Raw genomic sequence first — 16,558 nt, 5'->3', positions numbered from 1 at the left:
GCCGACGGACCGTCAGGCGAGCCCCCGGCGGGCGACCGCCGGGGGACGGGTGCCGCGGATCGACGCCACCATGTCCAGCACCTGCCGGGTCTCCGCGACCTGGTGCACCCGGTAGACCTGCGCGCCCAGCCAGGCGGAGACGGCGGTGGTGGCCAGCGTGCCCAGCAGCCGCTCGTCCACCGGCTTGTCGAGCGTCTCGCCGACGAAGTCCTTGTTCGACAACGAGACCAGCACCGGGAACCCGGTCGCCGTCATCTCCGGCAGCCGGCGGGTCGCCTCCAGCGAATGCCGGGTGTTCTTCCCGAAGTCGTGCCCCGGGTCGATGATCAACCCGTCGCGCCGCACCCCGAGTTCGAGCGCCCGCTCGGCCAACCCCACCGTCACCCGCAGGATGTCCGCCATCACGTCCTCGTACCCCACCCGGTGCGGACGGGTACGCGGCTCCGCGCCGCCCGCGTGCGTGCACACCAGGCCCGCGCCGAACCGGGCCGCGACCTCGGCGAGCCGCGGATCGAAACCGCCCCAGGCGTCGTTCAGCAGATCCGCGCCGACCTCGCAGACCGCCTCGCCGACCTCGTGCCGCCAGGTGTCCACACTGATCACCGCGTCCGGATGCCGCTTGCGCAGCTCCGCCACGAACGGCACCGTGCGCCGCAACTCCTCCTCGACGGTGACCTCTTCACCCGGCCCGGCCTTCACCCCGCCGATGTCCAGGATCGCCGCACCCTCGGCCATCGCCCGGTCCGCCGCGGCGAACGCGGCCTCGTCGGCGAAGGTCGCCCCCCGGTCGAAGAACGAGTCCGGAGTGCGGTTGACGATCGCCATCACGACCAACTCGTCCGGACCGAACTCCCGCGTGCCGAGGCGTAGTGCCACCGGTGTCTCCTCCTCAGCGCTCCCGGGTGCAATGATGGGCCCCGGCCTGTACGGGACCATGATCCCACCTGATCCCGCCAGAGGGCCGAAGCCGACGGGAACTGCCAGGAAAACGGGAACAGCCGGGAACTGCCGGGGACTGACGGAGGACAGCTCGTGTTCTGGGTGATCGTGGTTGCGATGGCCGTGGTCGTCGGCGGTGCCGCACTGGTGGCACTGGGCGGCGGCGGGACTCTCCCCGAGGCGGAACGCGACCGCCTCACCGCACGCCTCCCGCAGGACCGTCCGCTCAGCCGGACCGACGTCGACGAACTCCGCCTCCCGATGGCGCTCCGCGGCTACCGCATGGACGAGGTCGACGACGTCCTCGACCGCCTCGGCACGGAACTCGCCCTCCGCGACGCGAAGATCGCCGAACTGGAGGCCGTCGGCGCGGTACGCGGCTCGGTCGCGGCGACCGGCGGCGCGGCCGGGGAGCCGCTGCCCGGGCTGGAGTCGTTCACGGCCGTGCTGGAGAAGAAGCCGTCGGAGGACGCTGCCGGAGCGGCGGACTCCGCCGAGGGTGCCGACTCCGCCGACTCCGAGAAGAGTGACCGCTCGTGACCGGTGCGGTGCCCGGCGCGGACGGGCTGCTGCGCTGCCCGTGGGGTGACTCGGCGGACGACTACCGGGTCTACCACGACACCGAATGGGGCCGGCCGGTCCACGGCGACCAGGCGCTGTTCGAACGCATCTCACTGGAGGCGTTCCAGTCCGGGCTGTCCTGGATCACCATCCTGCGCCGACGCGAAGGCTTCCGGGCCGCGTTCCGGGACTTCTCGATCGAACAGGTCGCGGAGTTCGGGGACGCCGACGTGGAGCGGCTGATGGCCGACACCGGGATCATCCGGAACCGGGCGAAGGTCCTCGCGACCATCGCCAACGCCCGAGCCGCGATCGACCTCGGCGAGGGCGAACTGGAAACGCTCATCTGGAACCACGCCGGCGATCCGGACCGCCCCGCCCCCAAGACCCTGGCGGAAGTGCCCGCGGTGACGGCCGAATCGACCGCGCTCGCGAAGGCACTGAAGAAGAACGGCTTCCGCTTCGTGGGGCCGACCACCGCCTACGCACTGATGCAGGCCTGCGGCCTGGTGAACGACCACTTGGTGGACTGCCACGCCCGCTGAGGTTCTTTTGGTGAACGACCACCTGGTTGCCGAGTCCGCCGAGCCCGCCCCAGCAGCCACAGCCCGCCGTCCACGGACCTCACCCAGGGTGCCGTCCCCTTCGCGCAGTTCCCCGCGCCCCTGACGGGGCACGGGGTTGCAGCGGCGCCTCGGGCTTCGCCTCGGGCTCTTGCCGGTGGCGCGGTTTTGTGGTGGAGCCCGGTGGGGTGTGCCGTGGGGGAGTTACTTGCCCACGAAGGTGGGCTTTTCCTTGGCGACGAAGGCGTTGACGGCGATCAGGTGGTCTTCGCTGTTGCCGGCGGCGGTCTGCAACTCCTCTTCCTTGTCGAGGAGTTCGGTGAGGGAGTGGGAGGCGGCGTAGGCCAGGGACTCCTTGATCGCGCCGTAGGCGAAGGTGGGGCCGTTGGCGAGGGTGAGGGCGAACTCGTGGGCGGTGGCGGCGAGTTCGGCGGCGGGGACGACGCGGGTGGCGAGGCCGAGGGTGAGGGCCTCGTCGGCGCGGACGGTGCGGGGGAGCATGAGGAGTTCGGTGGCGCGGGCGTGGCCGACCAGGCGGGGGAGGGTCCAGGAGGCGCCGGAGTCGGTGGTGAGGGCGACGCCGGCGAAGGAGGTGTTGAAGCCGGCGGTGTCGGCGACGATCCGGAAGTCGCAGGCGAAGGCGAGCGAGGCGCCGGCGCCGGCCGCGATGCCGTTGACGGCGGCGACGGTGGGCTTGCGCATGCCGGCGAGGGCGCGGACCAGCGGGTTGTAGTGCTCGGCGACGGTGCGCAGCGCGCTCTCGCCGGTCTCCTGCTGGTGGTGCAGGTGGCCGAGGTGCTCCTTGAGGTCCTGGCCCACGCAGAAGGCCTTCTCACCGGCGCCGGTGAGCAGGACGGCGCGGACGTCGGGGTCGGTCGCGGCGGTGGTGACGGCGTCCCGGAGGGCGACCTTGGTGGCGACGTCGAGGGCGTTCATGGCGTCGGCGCGGTCGATGGTGAGGACGGCGAGGGCGCCGTCGCGGTGGTAGCGCACGGTGTCGGACATCGGTGAGGGCTCCCGGGTCGCGGTGGGCTGTCGTGGGCACAGCATGCCGGAGTGCGGCCGGGTGGGGGAGTGTGAGGTGGCGCACCCCGGGAGGGCGTGTCGGAGTGCGACGTGATGCGGCTTTCGGCTGGTAATCGGCGCTTCGGTCCGGGTTCGGGAGGCTTGGCGCAGAGAGTGATGTTGGTCATCGAGCGGTCGCATGCGGGATAATGGCTTCCGATCAATGCGTTCGATACCGGCGGTGGACGGACTGCCGGTGCGTACCTGAACGGTTGCAGGAAGGGGAACGAGCATGGCGGCCATGAAGCCGCGGACGGGTGACGGCCCGCTGGAGGTAACCAAGGAGGGGCGGGGCATCATCATGCGCGTTCCGCTCGAAGGGGGCGGGCGCCTGGTGGTGGAGCTGACGCCGGACGAGGCGGATGCTCTGGGCGAGGCTCTGAAGAAGGCCTGCGGCTGACCCGAGCAGGTACTGACACTCGCACGTCCCGGTCGCTCCGGGAGTGTTCGACGGGCCCGGTCCCCCGGTTGCGGGGAGCGGGCCCGTTCCGCTGTCCGGGTTCAGCGCTTGACCGCGCAGAGCAGGCCGTCGCTGACCGGCAGCAGGGCGGGCAGCAGGGTGTCGCCCTGCTCCCGGATGTCGGCGACCAGGTCGCGCACGGCGCGGGTCTGCGGGTCGTCGACGTCGGGTTCGGCGAGCCGGCCCTCCTGGAAGACGCCTTCGAAGCAGACCACGCCGCGCGGCCGGAGCAGCCGCATGGCCTCGGTGAGGTGGAAGCCGGAGTCGGCCGGGTCGCCGTCGCAGAACACCAGGTCGTACTGGCCGTCGGCGAGTCGCGGCAGGACGTCGCGGGCCCGGCCGGGGATGAAGCGGGCCCGGTTGGCGGCGAACCCGGCGGCCAGGTAGGCCTCGCGGGCGTACTGCTGGCGGACGGGTTCGGAGTCGACGGTGGTGAGCACGCCGTCGGGCCGCATGCCGCGCAGCAGGTAGACGCCGGACACGCCGGTGCCGGTGCCGATCTCGACCACGGCCTTGGCGTCGAGCGCGGCGGCCAGCAGGCGCAGGGCCGCGCCGCCGCTGGGGCCGATCGCGCGTATGCCGGTGCGGGCCGACTGCGCCCGGGCGTAGGTCAGCACCGCGTCCTCGCCGACGTAGGTGTCGGCGAGGGCCACTCGCTGGGGCCCGAACTCGGTGATGGCTGCCTCTTCCGGAGCGCCGGTGTCGATGGAAGTCGACAAATTCCAGCGACAGACTACTGGCCGTCCGGGAACCGCGTTCGACGGCTGGCCGTTGAGTTGTCGTGGGTGGCCGGACCACCTGCGGCGGCCGCTGTTCGACCGCTCTTATCCGGGCTTGACGTGTGAGGTGGATATGGTGGTGGCTCTGCTGGGCAGAAGAGCCGACCGAGGAGGTGTGGCCGAGGGCGACGTCCCTGTGCAGCGGCACTTCCGCGGCACCACGTCGGCCCGTACGCCAAAGCCCGTGATGAACCAGTCTGTGCACTCCCCCCTGGACAAGTCGACCGCAGCCGACGACTCGGTGGCCGAGGCCCCCGGCACGCTCGCGTCCTTCGCGGAGGGGCCCGACGCGCAGAGCTGGACGCCGCCCAGCTGGGAGGAGATCGTCGAGGCGCACAGCGCCCGGGTCTACCGTCTCGCCTACCGGCTGACGGGCAATCAGCACGACGCGGAGGACCTCACCCAGGAGGTCTTCGTCCGGGTGTTCCGTTCGCTGTCCACGTACACCCCCGGCACGTTCGAGGGCTGGCTGCACCGGATCACCACCAACCTGTTCCTGGACATGGTGCGCCGTCGCCAGCGGATCCGCTTCGACGCCCTCGCCGAGGACGCGGCGGAGCGCCTGGCGAGCCGTGAGCCCAGCCCCGCCCAGCACTTCAGCGACACCCACTTCGACGCGGACGTGCAGCAGGCGCTGGACACCCTCGCCCCGGAGTTCCGTGCCGCCGTGGTGCTGTGCGACATCGAGGGCCTCTCCTACGAGGAGATCGCCGCCACCCTCGGGGTGAAGCTCGGCACCGTCCGCAGCCGGATCCACCGCGGCCGCTCGCACCTGCGCGCCGCCCTCAAGCACCGGGCGCCGAACGCCGCCGCGGGCCGCTCGCGCCGGGGCGGCTCCGCCGACCCCGTGCCGGTCGGCGCCGAACCGGGCGGAAGCGACCGGAGGGGGTCATGAGCGATCAGGCCCCCGAGCGCGCCGACCGTTCGCGCTGGGCGCCGCTGCGCCGCGGCGAGCAGACCCCGGCGGCGGCCGAGCTCCGGCCCGTGACGCTCCGTCCGGTCGAGCCGGCGGCCGAGGAGCACCACCATCTCGGCGACCGCCTCACCGCCTTCCTGGACGGCGAACTCGGCCACGACGCCCGCGAGCGGGTGCAGGCCCACCTGGCGACCTGCCCGGAGTGCCTGGCCGAGGCGGAGGGCGCCCGCGCGGTCAAGCGGACGCTCAGCAGTGCGGCGATGCCCGGCCCGTCCGCGGCGCTGATGGCGCGGCTGATGGCCGTGGCCGCGCTGCCCGAGGACGAATCGGACCCTGACGAGCCGTCGGGTGCCGTGTTCGGCGGCAGCCGGCTCACCGGCGGCTCCTTCGGCCGGGGCGCGGGCTTCGGCGGCGGCGCGCTGGGCGCCGACGCCCCGATACCCGGGATCGACCCGCGGGCCGGCCTGTTCGGCTCCCGCCCGTCCACCGCGCCGCGTCCGCTGGCCGCGCTCGCCGAGCTGCCCACCCCGCGCCAGAGCCCGGCGCGCGGGCGCCGGCTGGTGTTCGCCGCCGCCGGGGCGTTCTCGGTCGCCGCGGTCACGCTCGGCGGTGTCGGCGGCCTCAGCGCGAGTCAGGGCGGCCCCAGCCGGCAGCCCACCAGCGTCACCCCCATCGGCGGGGCGATCGTCCCCGTCAACGCGCAGCAGCAGATGGACACCCCGGACTATCCGATGCGTTCCCGGATGCAGGCCAGCCCGCAGCCGTCGCCCACCGGTGACCCGCGGCAGGTCCTGCGCTAGCCTGCCTTCACCGGCACGTCGTCGACGTCGGTCACCCGGGTGGTCTTTACCACGGATTCACCTGGGGGAGACCGGGGAACGGCCGCCCGCGTTTACCCTTGGTTCAGCGTTGTCGGGTGCTGGGAGTTCAGGTGTTCGGAGACATAGGCGGACTCGAGGTCCTGACCATTGCGATCATGGCCATCGTGATCTTCGGTCCGGACAAGCTCCCCAAGCTGATCCAGGACACCATGGGCTTCATTCGCAAGATCCGCTCCTTCGCGGACAACGCGAAGGAGGACATCCGCAGCGAGCTCGGCCCGGAGTTCCAGAACTTCGACTTCGAGGACCTCAACCCGAAGACCTTCGTCCGCAAGCAGCTGCTCGGCGACGGCGAGGACCCGCTCGGGCTGAAGGACCTCAAGGACAGCGTCGACATCAAGTCCGCGCTGAACGGCGAGCCGGCGCGCACTCCGACCGCCTCCGTCGACTTCTCCAAGCCGGCCGCCCCGGCGAGCAGCGGCCCGGCCCTCGCGGTCGGCGAGCGTCCGCCGTTCGACCCGGACGCCACCTGACCGACCGGCCCCGCCCGACCACGACGCCCCGCCCGGCAGGCGGGGCGTCGTCGTTCGCGCCGCTATCGTGTCCTCTACCTCCCCGGAGGGCGCGCGCTGTGCGGTCCGTCACGCTCGGCCGTGTCCGACCCGGTTTTCCCGGACGGAGGGGCCGCGGTGCGCCACCATGGAGCCCGCCCGTGGCAGGAGCACAACCGAGGAGGCCCGCAGTGGACGCCACGCAAACGACCGCAGACCCCGCCGCCACGCGTCGGCCCGCCGCCGACCCCCTCGCCGCCTACCGCGCCGCCGACTTCGCCTGGTACGGCCTGGACGAGGGCTGGACGGGCCGCCGCTGGCTCGGCCAGGTCGGCAACGGCCAGAACCCGCGCGCCGCGCAGTCCGACACCCCCGACTACGGCACCCTCGGCCACGGCGACGAGCCCGCCCGCGGACCCGAGCCGCGCGACACCCGGCGCTTCGCGGTCGTGGTCACGGTGGCCCGCCGCGAAGTCCGCCGCAGCGCCGACAACACCGGCACCCTGGAAGCCACCTCCGCGTCCTCCGCGGCCTGGCTGGCCGGCGCCGGACTGCTCGCCGCCACCTGGCCCGGCAACCTCGACCGCACCCTGCGCCAGCACTGGCTCGACCAGCAGTCCACCCTCGCCTGGGACTTGGCCGACGACCTGGACGGTCCCGACTGGTCCTCCCTCACCCTCCCCGTCAACGGGGTGCCGCAGCCCTTCCGCTACCGCGAGTCCGAGTACGGCTGGGTACTGGCCGGCGAGGCCCCCGGCGTCCTGATCGGCGCCTACGGCCGCTCGGTCTCCGCGTACGGCATCGGCTTCACCACCGTCCCCGACCTGGAGTCGTACGACGGCCGCTAGTAGGTGATGTCCTCGCAGTCGTAGCTGCCCGGCGCCACTTGCGCGATCGAGGTGCCGTCGCAGGCCAGCATCGGGGCCAGCACCGTCAGCCGGAACACCCCGAACGCCAGCAGGGGCAGCACCAGGATCGCCACCGCGGTCCGGCCCGCCGCCCCGCCCGAGCCGTGAAGCCCCAGGACCAGGCCGGCCAGCGCCAGGTACAGCCCGGTGCCGAGGACCACTGCCGCAAGGACCGTCCGGTTGTCGTGGAACCCCGGGTTCAACTCCGGCGGCCCCTCGATCTCGATCGTCGCGGACACGCTGAACACCATCAGCACCGCCGCCGCCACCAGCAGGGCCGCTGTCAGACACCCGATTCCCGTTCTGTTCACACCCCTCGGACAGCCCGGCCGCCGGTTTCGGTTCCCGACAAGCGAACGGCCCCGGGCGGGCGCCCGGGGCCGTTCGCGGTGCTTGTGGGTCCCGTCAGAACTTGTTCTTCGGGGTCAGGCCCAGGGAGAGGCCCGAGAGGCCGCGCTGGCGGCCGGAGAGCTTGCCGGCGATGGTGCGCAGGGCGGCGCCGGCCGGGGAGTCGGGGTTGGAGAGGACGACCGGGCGGCCGTCGTCGCCGCCCTCGCGGAGGCGGACGTCGATCGGGATGGAGCCGAGCACCGGGACGGTCGCGCCGACCGAGCGGGTGAGGGCGTCGGCGACGGTCTGGCCGCCGCCGGTGCCGAAGACGTCGATCATCTCGTCGCAGTGCGGGCAGGGCATGCCCGACATGTTCTCGATGACGCCGACGATCTTCTGGTGGGTCTGCAGCGCGATGGTGCCGGCCCGCTCGGCGACCTCGGCGGCGGCCATCTGCGGGGTGGTGACGATCAGGATCTCGGCGTTCGGGACGAGCTGCGCGACCGAGATCGCGATGTCGCCGGTGCCGGGCGGCAGGTCGAGCAGCAGGACGTCCAGGTCGCCCCAGTACACGTCCGCCAGGAACTGCTGCAGCGCGCGGTGCAGCATCGGGCCGCGCCACACCACCGGGGCGTTGCCCGGGGTGAACATGCCGATCGAGATGACCTTCACGCCGTGCGCCGCCGGCGGCATGATCATGTCCTGGACCTGGGTCGGCCGACCCTCGACACCCAGCATGCGGGGCACGCTGTGGCCGTAGATGTCGGCGTCCACCACGGCGACCTTCAGGCCGTCCGCGGCCAGCGCCGCCGCCAGGTTGACCGTCACCGAGGACTTGCCGACGCCGCCCTTGCCGGAGGCGACCGCGTACACCCGGGTCAGGGTGCCCGGCTTCGCGAACGGGATCTCCCGCTCCGGGGCGCCGCCGCGGAGCAGCTGGGAGAGCTCGCGGCGCTGCTCGTCGCTCATCACGTCGAGTTCGACGGAGACGGCGGTGACGCCGGGAACCGCGGACACCGCGTCGGTGACCCGCTGGGTGATCGTCTCGCGCATCGGACAGCCCGAGACGGTGAGGTACACCGCGACCTTCACCGCGCCGCCGTCGCCGATCTCGACGGACTTCACCATGCCGATCTCGGTGATCGGACGGTTGATCTCCGGGTCGTGGACGGTCGCCAGGGCTTCCTGGACGGACTGCTCCGTCACCCCGGCCGCCACCTCTGTCTCGTTGGCCATGTGTTGATGGTACGGCGCTGCGCCCCGCCCCCGACTCGCCGGTAGCGTGCCGCGGGTCACAACGGGTCGGCGGGCTCCCGCCGTTCCTCGATCTCCCGGAGCAGCGACTGCAGTTCGGACCGGATGAAGTCGCGCGTGGCGACCTCGCCGAGGCCCTGCCGCAGCGCCGCGACCTCCCTGGTCAGGTACTCGGTGTCGGCGATGTTGCGGTCGCTGCGGGCCCGGTCCTGCTCCATGTTGACGCGGTCGCGGTCGTCCTGGCGGTTCTGCGCGAGCAGGATCAGCGGGGCCGCGTACGAGGCCTGGAGCGACAGCATCAGGGTGAGGAAGATGAACGGGTAGTTGTCGAAGCGGACGGTGGGCGGCAGCAGGGTGTTCCACGCCACCCACGCGATGATCACCACCGTCATCCAGACGATGAACCGGCCGGTGCCCAGGAAGCGGGCGATCCGCTCGGAGAGCTTCCCGAACGCCTCCGGGTCCCACGCGGGCAGGTGGATCAGGCCCGGGCGGCCGGTGCGCGGCTGGTCGAGCCGGGAACGGGACGACGGGGAGTCGACGCGTCGTTCCTCGCGCCGGCCGCGCTGCTCGCGGGTGCGCAGTTCGCGCAGCTGGCGCAGCTCCCGCAGCTCGCCCTGGATGCGCTGGCCCGGCGTCTCGTGCTGACGCTTGCGGTCACTGTCCATCGGACACCTCCTCGGCGGAGATGCCGTGCGCCGAGCCCTCGCGCCAGTCGTCCGGCAGCAGGTGGTCCAGCACGTCGTCCACGGTGACCGCGCCCAGCAGGCGGTCGTCCTCGTCGACCACCGGCGCCGCCACCAGGTTGTAGGTGGCCAGGTAGGAGGTGATCAGCGGCAGCGGGGTGTCCGGCGGCAGCGGGTCGAGGTCGTCGTCCACGATCGAGCCGACCAGCGTGTACGGGGGTTCGCGCAGCAGCCGCTGGAAGTGCACGGTGCCCAGGTAGGTGCCGGTCGGGGTCTCGTTCGGCGGGCGGCACACGTACACCTGCGCGGCCAGCGCCGGCTTGGTGTCGGAGATCCGCACCCGGGCGAGCGCCTCCGCGACCGTGGCGTCGGGCTCCAGCACGATCGGCTCGGTGGTCATCAGACCGCCCGCGGTGTCCTCCTCGTAGGAGAGCAGCCGCCGCATCTCCGCCGCCTCGGCGGGCTCCATCAGGCGCAGCAGCCGCTCGGCGTCCTCGGCGGGCAGCTCGGACAGCAGGTCGGCGGCGTCGTCCGGGTCCATGGTCTCCAGGATGTCGGCGGCCCGTTCCTCCTTCAGCTTGCCGATGATCTCCACCTGGTCGTCCTCGGGCAGCTCCTCCAGGACGTCCGCGAGCCGGTCGTCGTCGAGGGCCGCCGCGACCTCGGCGCGACGCTTCGCGGACAGGTGGTGCATGACGTTCGCCAGGTCGGCGGCGCGCAGCTGCTCGAAGGTGGCGAGCAGGGTGGCCGCGCCCTGGCCCTCCTCGGCGAGCGAGAAACCGGTGACGGCGGACCAGTTGAGCAGCAGCTGCTCGCCCTTCGCCTTGCGCAGCCTGCTCGGGCGGCCGACCTGGACGAAGACCTTGTCGATCTCCCACTCGCGCAGGCGGGTCTGCACCATCGCGACGTCCAGCACCGTCACCTCGTCGCCGGTCTTGGTGCGGGTGACGGTGCGGTCGAGCAGCTCGGCGAGGACCAGGGTCTCCGACGGGCGCTGCTCGAACCGACGCATGTTCAGCAGGCCGGTGGAGAGCACCTGGCCGGACTCCAGGCTGGTCACCCGGGTCATCGGCAGGAAGATGCGGCGGCGGCCGATCACCTCCACCACCAGACCGAGAACCCTGGGCGGGTTGCCGCCGAGACGGAGCGAGACCACCACGTCGCGGACCCGGCCCACCTGGTCGCCGTTCGGGTCGAACACCGCGACGCCGGAGAGGTGGGAGATGAAGACCCGGGTGCTTGGGCCCGCCATGGGACTGCCTCCCGCCGGGAAAGGGATATAACCATCCAAACTTAGCGGGGGTTGGCGTGCGGGAGCGGGTGGGCGCACCGCTGGGGCGCGCGGTTCCCCGCGCGCGTTCTCGCACTCGCCTGCGCTTCAGCTCCTGCGCTTCTTCTTGAAGAGGAGCTTCGGGAGCCCGGCCGGGATCGGCTTGCGGGTGGTGACCGGGGTGGGCACGGGGGCGGCGGCGAGGGAGCCGTCGGGGTGGGGGGCGAGGGGGCCGGTGGGTTCCAGGCGCAGGATGCGGGACTCGCGGGCCCAGCGGTCGCCGATGGTGTCGGTGTCGGGGGCGTTCAGGCGCTTGCCCTTGAGTTCCTCGACGGCGCCGTCCCAGGCAGGAGTGCCGGGGGCGACGGCGGTGACGGCGGCGGAGAAGGCGACCAGGCGGCCGCCCTTGTCCTTGCTGCGCAGGGTGAGCGCGGCGGGGGTGCCGGCGGCGAGGCCGTGCAGGGGCTGTTCGGCGCCGTCGCCGACGACGACCACGGCGCCGTCGTGCCAGGCGTGCCAGAGCGGGCGGGCGTGCGGCTGTCCGGCGGGCCGGACCCAGAGCAGGCCGGACTTCTTGGCGGCTTCCTCCACCAGCGCCCGGTCGAGGAAGTCTGCCGCGCTCGCGGTCGTCGTACGCTCCATGCCGGACAGCGTACGGCCTGGCCGTCCGGGGGGCGGTCCATCCCCCGGGACGACAGTTCCATGACGGGCGGACAGCCCTTACCGTGTATCCCGCCCCCGTCGCCCGTCCGCCGAAGGAGAACCGTGCCCACCGCCACCACGACCGCCCCCGTCGCCCCCGCGGTGGTTGATCAGCGGGGGCAGTTGCCGCGTACCGACCTGCTGCTGCTGGCGGTGTCGATCGCGGGCATCTCGCTGTCCGCGCCGCTGATCAGTGCGACGGCGGCGCCGGCGCTGGCGATCGCGTTCTGGCGCAACGGCATGTCGGTGGCGGTGCTGGGCCCGTACGCGCTGTGGCGGCACCGGGCCGAGCTGCGCGGGATCTCGCGGCGGGCGCTGCTGCTGGCGATGGCGGCGGGCGTGCTGCTGGCGCTGCACTTCGCGCTGTGGATGCCGAGCCTGCGGATGACCTCGGTGGCGTCCGCGACGGCGCTGGTGACGACCACTCCGCTGTGGACGATCCTGCTGATGCGGCTGTTCGGGGTGCGCGCGCCGCGGCTGGTGTGGCTGGGCGTGGGGCTGGCGTTCGCGGGCGTGCTGGTGCTGACCGGGGTGGACCTGTCGGTCTCCTCGCGGGCACTGCTCGGGGACGGGCTGGCGCTGGGCGCGGGCGCGGCGGCGGCCGGGTACGTGCTGCTGGGCGCGGAGGTGCGGCGCACCGTGTCGACCACCGCGTACACCCTGGTCTGCTACGCGACCTGCGCGGTGGCGCTGCTGGCGGCGTGTCTGCTGACGGGCACCCGACTGGCGGGCTGGCCGGCCGGCGCGTGGTGGCAGATCTTCCTGCTGATGGTGACGGCGCAGCTGCTGGGGCACTCGCTGAGCAACCGGGTGGTGCGAACGCTGGGTCCGTCGATCACCTCGACGGCGATCCTGCTGGAGACCCCGGGCGCGGCGCTGATCGCGGCGGTGTGGCTGGGCCAGTGGCCGCCGGTCGCGGCCTACCCGGCCGTCGGACTGATCCTGCTGGGCCTGGTGCTGGTGGCCCGGGCGGAGCGCCGCTGACGCTCCGCCCGGGACCTCACAGCCAGCCGTTGCGGCGGAAGCCCCGGTACATGCCGAAGCAGATGGTCGCGATCACCCCGAGCACGGTCGGATAGCCGTAGGTCCACTGGAGCTCCGGCATGTGTTCGAAGTTCATGCCGTACACGCCGGTGATCATGGTGGGGACGGCGAAGATCGCCGCCCAGGCGGTGATCTTGCGCATGTCCTCGTTCTGGGCGACCGAGACCTGCGCCAGGTTGGCCTGGAGCAGCGAGTTGAGCAGTTCGTCGAAGCCCTGCACCTGCTCGCTGACCCGGGCCAGGTGGTCGGCGACGTCCCGGAAGTACTTCTGCATCTCCGGGTCGACGAGTCGCGCGACCGGCTCGGCGAGCTGCAGCATCGGCCGCAGCAGCGGGGTGACGGCGCGCTTGAACTCCAGCACCTCGCGCTTGAGCTGGTAGACCCGGCCGACGTCCGCGCCGCTGCCGCCGCGGTTGGCGAACACGCCGTACTCGATCTCGTCCACGTCGTTCTGCAGGCGCTCGGCGACCAGCAGGTAGTTGTCCACCACGTGGTCGGCGATCGCGTGCAGCACCGCCGCCGGGCCCTTGGCGAGCAGGCCGCTGCCCTCGGCGTCGGCCTCCAGGCGCAGCCGCAGCGCGCGCAGCGAGGAGTGCGCGCCGTGCCGGACGGTGATCACGAAGTCCGGTCCGGCGAACACCATCAGTTCGCCGGTCTCGACCACCTCGCTGGTCGGGGTGAGCTGCTCGTGCTCGATGTAGCGGACGGTCTTGAAGACCGCGAAGAGCATGTTGTCGTATCGCTCGACCTTGGGGCGCTGGTGCGCGTGCACCGCGTCCTCGACCGCCAGCGGGTGCAGGCCGAAGCGCTGCGCGATGCCCTCGAACTCGGCGCCGGTGGGCTCGTGCAGGCCGATCCAGCTGAACGAGCCGGGCCCGCTCTGGTGGGCCGCCTTCACCTGCCGGGCGGCCTCGCGCGGGCTGCACGTCTCGCCGATGCGCTTGCCCTGCTGGTAGACGGCGCAGTCCACCACCGCGGACGGGGCGGTGCCGGGGGGCAGTCCGAGCTCGTCACCGGTCCGGCGGCGGGTCGGACGGACGACTGCGGCGCGCAGGTTGTTGATCATCGACATGGCGCGGGCTCCTTGGGCCGGACCGGCGCGCGCCCAGGCAGGGCAGGGCGAACACGACGGCGGGAAACACCGGTGGACACGCCGGAGCCGATGGTGCGTCAGAAAACCGTTGCTGGGCGGGTTTCGACGGCTCGACCCCGGGGAAGGTGCTCTCCCGGCCGGACGCCACGCTGCGTGCGAGCCCAGGTCAGCCGTGCAGGCGGCGGGCCGGGGTGGGCCGGAGAGAGCTGCCGGTACTGCATGGTCGACTGCTGTCCACCGTGACCACCTCCTCCACGCCGGGGCCCGCGCGGGGGCCGTCGTAGCGGCCCTGGTTCGTATTCACAAGGCCGACCGCTCACATTAACAGCTCTTCCCCGTACGAGGAGCCGCAGTTCGGCGTAGGCCGGGTAAAGGTCGCGCCAAAGCTTGTGCGCCGCCGCGCGCGCTAAGGTCGCGACATGGCGCACGACTTCCCGCTCTTCGGCGACTTCTCCGACCCCGACGCAGGCCACGGCGCCGGCCCGACCCGGCAGACCGTCCTGGCCGCCGTCGAGGCCCGGCTGATCAGCACCTTCGGCGAACCCTCCGGCCGCGCCGCGGTCACCTTCGTCGGCGCGGACCGGATCGAGGTGCTGCGCTTCGGCCCGGACGCCGAGGGCCTGGTCCGCTACGCGACGCTCGGCATGGCCGCCGCGCCGATGGCCGACCCGTCCTCGCCGGTCGCCGACCCGGTGCGCGGCCCGCGCGTCGAGCTGGTGCTCACCGTGCGCGGCGGGCGGGACGAGGTGCACCGGGCGCTGGTGGTGTTCGCCGCCAGCCCGCAGGTGGAGGGCCTGGTGGTGGCTCCCGGCGGCTCGCTCGACCTGGGCTCCCCGCTGTGGACCGGCGCCCCGTTCACCTCGGTGCTGGCCGCCGAGCCCGGCGGCCTGGTCGAGGACCTCGAACTCCCGGCCCCCGCCGAGGCGGTGCGCTTCCTGCCGCTGCTGCCGATGACGCCCAACGAGGCCGCGTTCAAGCGCGTCCAGGGCGCGGGCGCGCTGGAGGAGCGGTGGCTGAAGCACGGCACCGACCTGCGCGACCCGAACCGCCGCGGCGTCCCGCTGGACTGACTCCCGGCCGGCCCGTCACTTGGGACGGCCCTCGATGAAGCCGAACACCCCGTTGGCCACCAGCTGCGCCGCGATCGCGGACAGCAGCAGGCCGGACAGCCGGGTGATCAGCACCACGCCGCCGTCCTTGATCACCCGGATGATCGACAGCGAGAACCGCATGGTCAGCCAGAGCAGCACGTGCATGACCACGATCGCCGACCAGAGCGCCAGGTGCTGCGTCCCGGTCCTGGCCTGCTGCACGGCCAGGATGACCGCGACGATCGCCCCCGGCCCGGCCAGCAACGGGGTGCCGAGCGGGACCAGGGCGACGTTGACGTCCTTGGTCTGCGTGGGTTCCTCGATCCGGCCGGTCAGCAGGTCGAGTGCGATCAGCAGCAGCAGGACCCCGCCGGAGACCTGGAGCGCCGGGATCGACACGTGCAGGTAGTCGAGGATCTGGTGCCCGAACAGTCCGAAGCAGGTGATCACCCCGAGCGCCACCACGGTGGCCTGCCAGGCCATCCGGCGCTGTGCCTTGTGCGTCCGGCCCGAGGTGAGCGCCAGGAAGATCGGCATGATGCCCGGTGGATCCATGATCACGAACAGCGTGACGAACAGTGAGCCGAAGACCTTGCCGTCGATGGCGTCGTTCATGGCGGGATTGTGGGCGCTCGGGTCGTTCGGGTGCGATGGGACGCGCCGGGGTGTCTCAGCCGGTGATGGGCTTGGCTCCGGTCGCCTGTGCCACCAGTGCTTCGTACACCGCCGGGTCGGTGGTGAACTCGCCCAGCCGGACGGTCTTGCGGCTGCCGTGGTAGTCGCTGGAGCCCGTCACCAGCAGCCCCAACTCCCTTGCCAATTCGCGAAGTCGGGAGCGGGTCGATTCGTCGTGGTCGGTGTGGTCGATCTCCAGCCCGGCCAGCCCGGCCGCCGCCAGGTCGGCGATCACCCGGTCCGACACCGTCCGGCCGCGCTTGACCGCTCCGGGGTGAGCGAAAACCGGTACGCCCCCCGCCCCCCGCACGAGCCGCACCGCGAGCGCCGGGTCGGTCTCGTGCTTGGGAACGTCCGCCCTCCCCTCGTTGGCCAGCCACTCGGCCGTGAACGCGTCCGAGACGCTCGCCACCACGCCCGCCTCCACCAGAGCCGACGCGATGTGCGGACGGCCCACCGAGCCGGCCCCGGCGATCCGCTGCACCTGCTCCCAGCTGATCGGCGCGCCGAGTTCCCGGCAGCGCTCCACGATCGCCCGCCCGCGGCGGAACCGGTCGGTGCGCACCAGCTCCCGCTCGGCCGCGAACGCCGGCTCCGCCGGGTCGAACAGGTACGCCAGCATGTGCATGCTGATCCCGTCCACCTGGCAGGAGAGTTCGGCGCCCGGCACCAGGGTCAGCCCCGTCCCGGCCACTGCGGCCGTCGCCTCGCCGTACCCCGCCACCGTGTCGTGGTCGGTCAGCGCCACCACGTCCAGGCCCGCGGCCACCGCGTTGGCGACCAGTTCGGCCGGGGAGTCGGTGCCGTCCGAGGCATTGCTGTGGGTGTGCAGATCGATACGCATGCCGCC

At 72.6% G+C, this 16,558-nt stretch carries 20 protein-coding genes; 9 read left to right on the top strand and 11 right to left on the bottom strand.

Going from position 1 to position 16,558, the window contains the following annotated elements:
* Positions 1 to 12: 12 nt before the first annotated feature.
* A complete protein-coding gene (gene folP / locus ACI1MP_RS15450; RefSeq protein ID WP_043916791.1) occupies positions 13 to 825 on the bottom strand; it encodes a dihydropteroate synthase in 813 nt (270 codons plus the stop codon).
* A 207-nt stretch (positions 826 to 1,032) separates the two neighbouring features.
* On the opposite strand from folP, the gene ACI1MP_RS15445 reads away from it, so the two are divergent.
* Positions 1,033 to 1,479: a DivIVA domain-containing protein gene (locus tag ACI1MP_RS15445; protein WP_380335130.1), complete on the top strand. Its 447-nt coding sequence runs from the start codon at positions 1,033 to 1,035 to the stop codon at positions 1,477 to 1,479.
* A complete protein-coding gene (locus tag ACI1MP_RS15440; RefSeq protein ID WP_404868855.1) occupies positions 1,476 to 2,045 on the top strand; it encodes a DNA-3-methyladenine glycosylase I in 570 nt (189 codons plus the stop codon). The genes ACI1MP_RS15445 and ACI1MP_RS15440 overlap by 4 nt, the downstream gene beginning before the upstream one ends.
* A 222-nt stretch (positions 2,046 to 2,267) precedes the next feature.
* Here the strand turns inward: ACI1MP_RS15440 and ACI1MP_RS15435 are convergent, their stop codons facing one another.
* Positions 2,268 to 3,068, bottom strand: coding sequence for an enoyl-CoA hydratase/isomerase family protein (locus ACI1MP_RS15435; RefSeq protein ID WP_380335163.1), 801 nt, complete (start codon positions 3,066 to 3,068; stop codon positions 2,268 to 2,270).
* 292 nt (positions 3,069 to 3,360) lie between these two features.
* Between ACI1MP_RS15435 and ACI1MP_RS15430 the strand changes: the two genes are divergently transcribed.
* Complete coding sequence (locus ACI1MP_RS15430; protein ID WP_014137929.1) at positions 3,361 to 3,528, top strand: DUF3117 domain-containing protein; 168 nt, start codon at positions 3,361 to 3,363, stop codon at positions 3,526 to 3,528.
* Between the two features lie 101 nt (positions 3,529 to 3,629).
* Here ACI1MP_RS15430 and ACI1MP_RS15425 read toward each other — a convergent pair whose 3' ends face one another.
* Positions 3,630 to 4,307 carry an O-methyltransferase gene (locus tag ACI1MP_RS15425; RefSeq protein ID WP_369880584.1) on the bottom strand — a complete coding sequence of 226 codons (678 nt, stop codon included), beginning with the start codon at positions 4,305 to 4,307 and terminating at the stop codon, positions 3,630 to 3,632.
* Between the two features lie 247 nt (positions 4,308 to 4,554).
* Here ACI1MP_RS15425 and sigE point away from each other — a divergent pair, with 247 nt between their 5' ends.
* The 4 genes from sigE to ACI1MP_RS15405 all read left to right on the top strand — a co-directional run bounded on the left by sigE (position 4,555) and on the right by ACI1MP_RS15405 (position 7,503).
* A complete protein-coding gene (gene sigE / locus ACI1MP_RS15420; RefSeq protein WP_100588914.1) occupies positions 4,555 to 5,262 on the top strand; it encodes an RNA polymerase sigma factor SigE in 708 nt (235 codons plus the stop codon).
* On the top strand, positions 5,259 to 6,083 hold the full coding sequence (locus ACI1MP_RS15415) for a zf-HC2 domain-containing protein (protein WP_404868854.1): 825 nt from the start codon (positions 5,259 to 5,261) through the stop codon (positions 6,081 to 6,083). Before sigE ends, ACI1MP_RS15415 begins: the two co-directional genes overlap by 4 nt.
* A 131-nt stretch (positions 6,084 to 6,214) precedes the next feature.
* On the top strand, positions 6,215 to 6,637 hold the full coding sequence (locus tag ACI1MP_RS15410; RefSeq protein WP_043915911.1) for a sec-independent translocase: 423 nt from the start codon (positions 6,215 to 6,217) through the stop codon (positions 6,635 to 6,637).
* A 209-nt stretch (positions 6,638 to 6,846) separates the two neighbouring features.
* Positions 6,847 to 7,503: a hypothetical protein gene (locus ACI1MP_RS15405; protein ID WP_380335168.1), complete on the top strand. Its 657-nt coding sequence runs from the start codon at positions 6,847 to 6,849 to the stop codon at positions 7,501 to 7,503.
* On the opposite strand, the gene ACI1MP_RS15400 is transcribed toward ACI1MP_RS15405, so the two are convergent.
* From ACI1MP_RS15400 to ACI1MP_RS15380, 5 genes are all read right to left on the bottom strand, one after another.
* Entirely contained in the window at positions 7,500 to 7,874 is a 375-nt protein-coding gene (locus ACI1MP_RS15400; RefSeq protein WP_404868853.1) for a hypothetical protein, read from the bottom strand. The genes ACI1MP_RS15405 and ACI1MP_RS15400 overlap by 4 nt on opposite strands.
* Before the next feature lie 94 nt (positions 7,875 to 7,968).
* Complete coding sequence (locus tag ACI1MP_RS15395) at positions 7,969 to 9,129, bottom strand: Mrp/NBP35 family ATP-binding protein (RefSeq protein WP_043915914.1); 1,161 nt, start codon at positions 9,127 to 9,129, stop codon at positions 7,969 to 7,971.
* A gap of 56 nt (positions 9,130 to 9,185) precedes the next feature.
* Positions 9,186 to 9,815: a DUF1003 domain-containing protein gene (locus ACI1MP_RS15390; protein WP_083462648.1), complete on the bottom strand. Its 630-nt coding sequence runs from the start codon at positions 9,813 to 9,815 to the stop codon at positions 9,186 to 9,188.
* On the bottom strand, positions 9,805 to 11,085 hold the full coding sequence (locus tag ACI1MP_RS15385; RefSeq protein ID WP_100588884.1) for a magnesium transporter MgtE N-terminal domain-containing protein: 1,281 nt from the start codon (positions 11,083 to 11,085) through the stop codon (positions 9,805 to 9,807). The genes ACI1MP_RS15390 and ACI1MP_RS15385 overlap by 11 nt, the downstream gene beginning before the upstream one ends.
* Before the next feature lie 126 nt (positions 11,086 to 11,211).
* Positions 11,212 to 11,745, bottom strand: coding sequence for a hypothetical protein (locus tag ACI1MP_RS15380; RefSeq protein ID WP_380335176.1), 534 nt, complete (start codon positions 11,743 to 11,745; stop codon positions 11,212 to 11,214).
* Between the two features lie 123 nt (positions 11,746 to 11,868).
* Here ACI1MP_RS15380 and ACI1MP_RS15375 point away from each other — a divergent pair, with 123 nt between their 5' ends.
* Positions 11,869 to 12,789 carry a DMT family transporter gene (locus tag ACI1MP_RS15375; protein ID WP_404868852.1) on the top strand — a complete coding sequence of 307 codons (921 nt, stop codon included), beginning with the start codon at positions 11,869 to 11,871 and terminating at the stop codon, positions 12,787 to 12,789.
* 16 nt (positions 12,790 to 12,805) lie between these two features.
* On the opposite strand, the gene corA is transcribed toward ACI1MP_RS15375, so the two are convergent.
* A complete protein-coding gene (gene corA, locus ACI1MP_RS15370; protein ID WP_189271056.1) occupies positions 12,806 to 13,921 on the bottom strand; it encodes a magnesium/cobalt transporter CorA in 1,116 nt (371 codons plus the stop codon).
* A 440-nt stretch (positions 13,922 to 14,361) separates the two neighbouring features.
* On the opposite strand from corA, the gene ACI1MP_RS15365 reads away from it, so the two are divergent.
* Positions 14,362 to 15,012, top strand: a complete 651-nt coding sequence (locus ACI1MP_RS15365) for a suppressor of fused domain protein (protein WP_100588888.1) — start codon at positions 14,362 to 14,364, stop codon at positions 15,010 to 15,012.
* A gap of 15 nt (positions 15,013 to 15,027) precedes the next feature.
* Here the strand turns inward: ACI1MP_RS15365 and ACI1MP_RS15360 are convergent, their stop codons facing one another.
* Positions 15,028 to 15,648, bottom strand: coding sequence for a MarC family protein (locus tag ACI1MP_RS15360; protein WP_100588889.1), 621 nt, complete (start codon positions 15,646 to 15,648; stop codon positions 15,028 to 15,030).
* Between the two features lie 55 nt (positions 15,649 to 15,703).
* On the bottom strand, positions 15,704 to 16,552 hold the full coding sequence (locus tag ACI1MP_RS15355; protein WP_380335185.1) for a PHP domain-containing protein: 849 nt from the start codon (positions 16,550 to 16,552) through the stop codon (positions 15,704 to 15,706).
* Positions 16,553 to 16,558 lie beyond the last annotated feature (6 nt).

The organism is Kitasatospora griseola (assembly GCF_044999035.1).
GTDB classification, from domain to species: Bacteria; Actinomycetota; Actinomycetes; order Streptomycetales; family Streptomycetaceae; genus Kitasatospora; species Kitasatospora griseola.
Note: the sequence above shows the minus strand (reverse complement) of the source record. Positions and strands in the feature narration are given on the sequence as shown.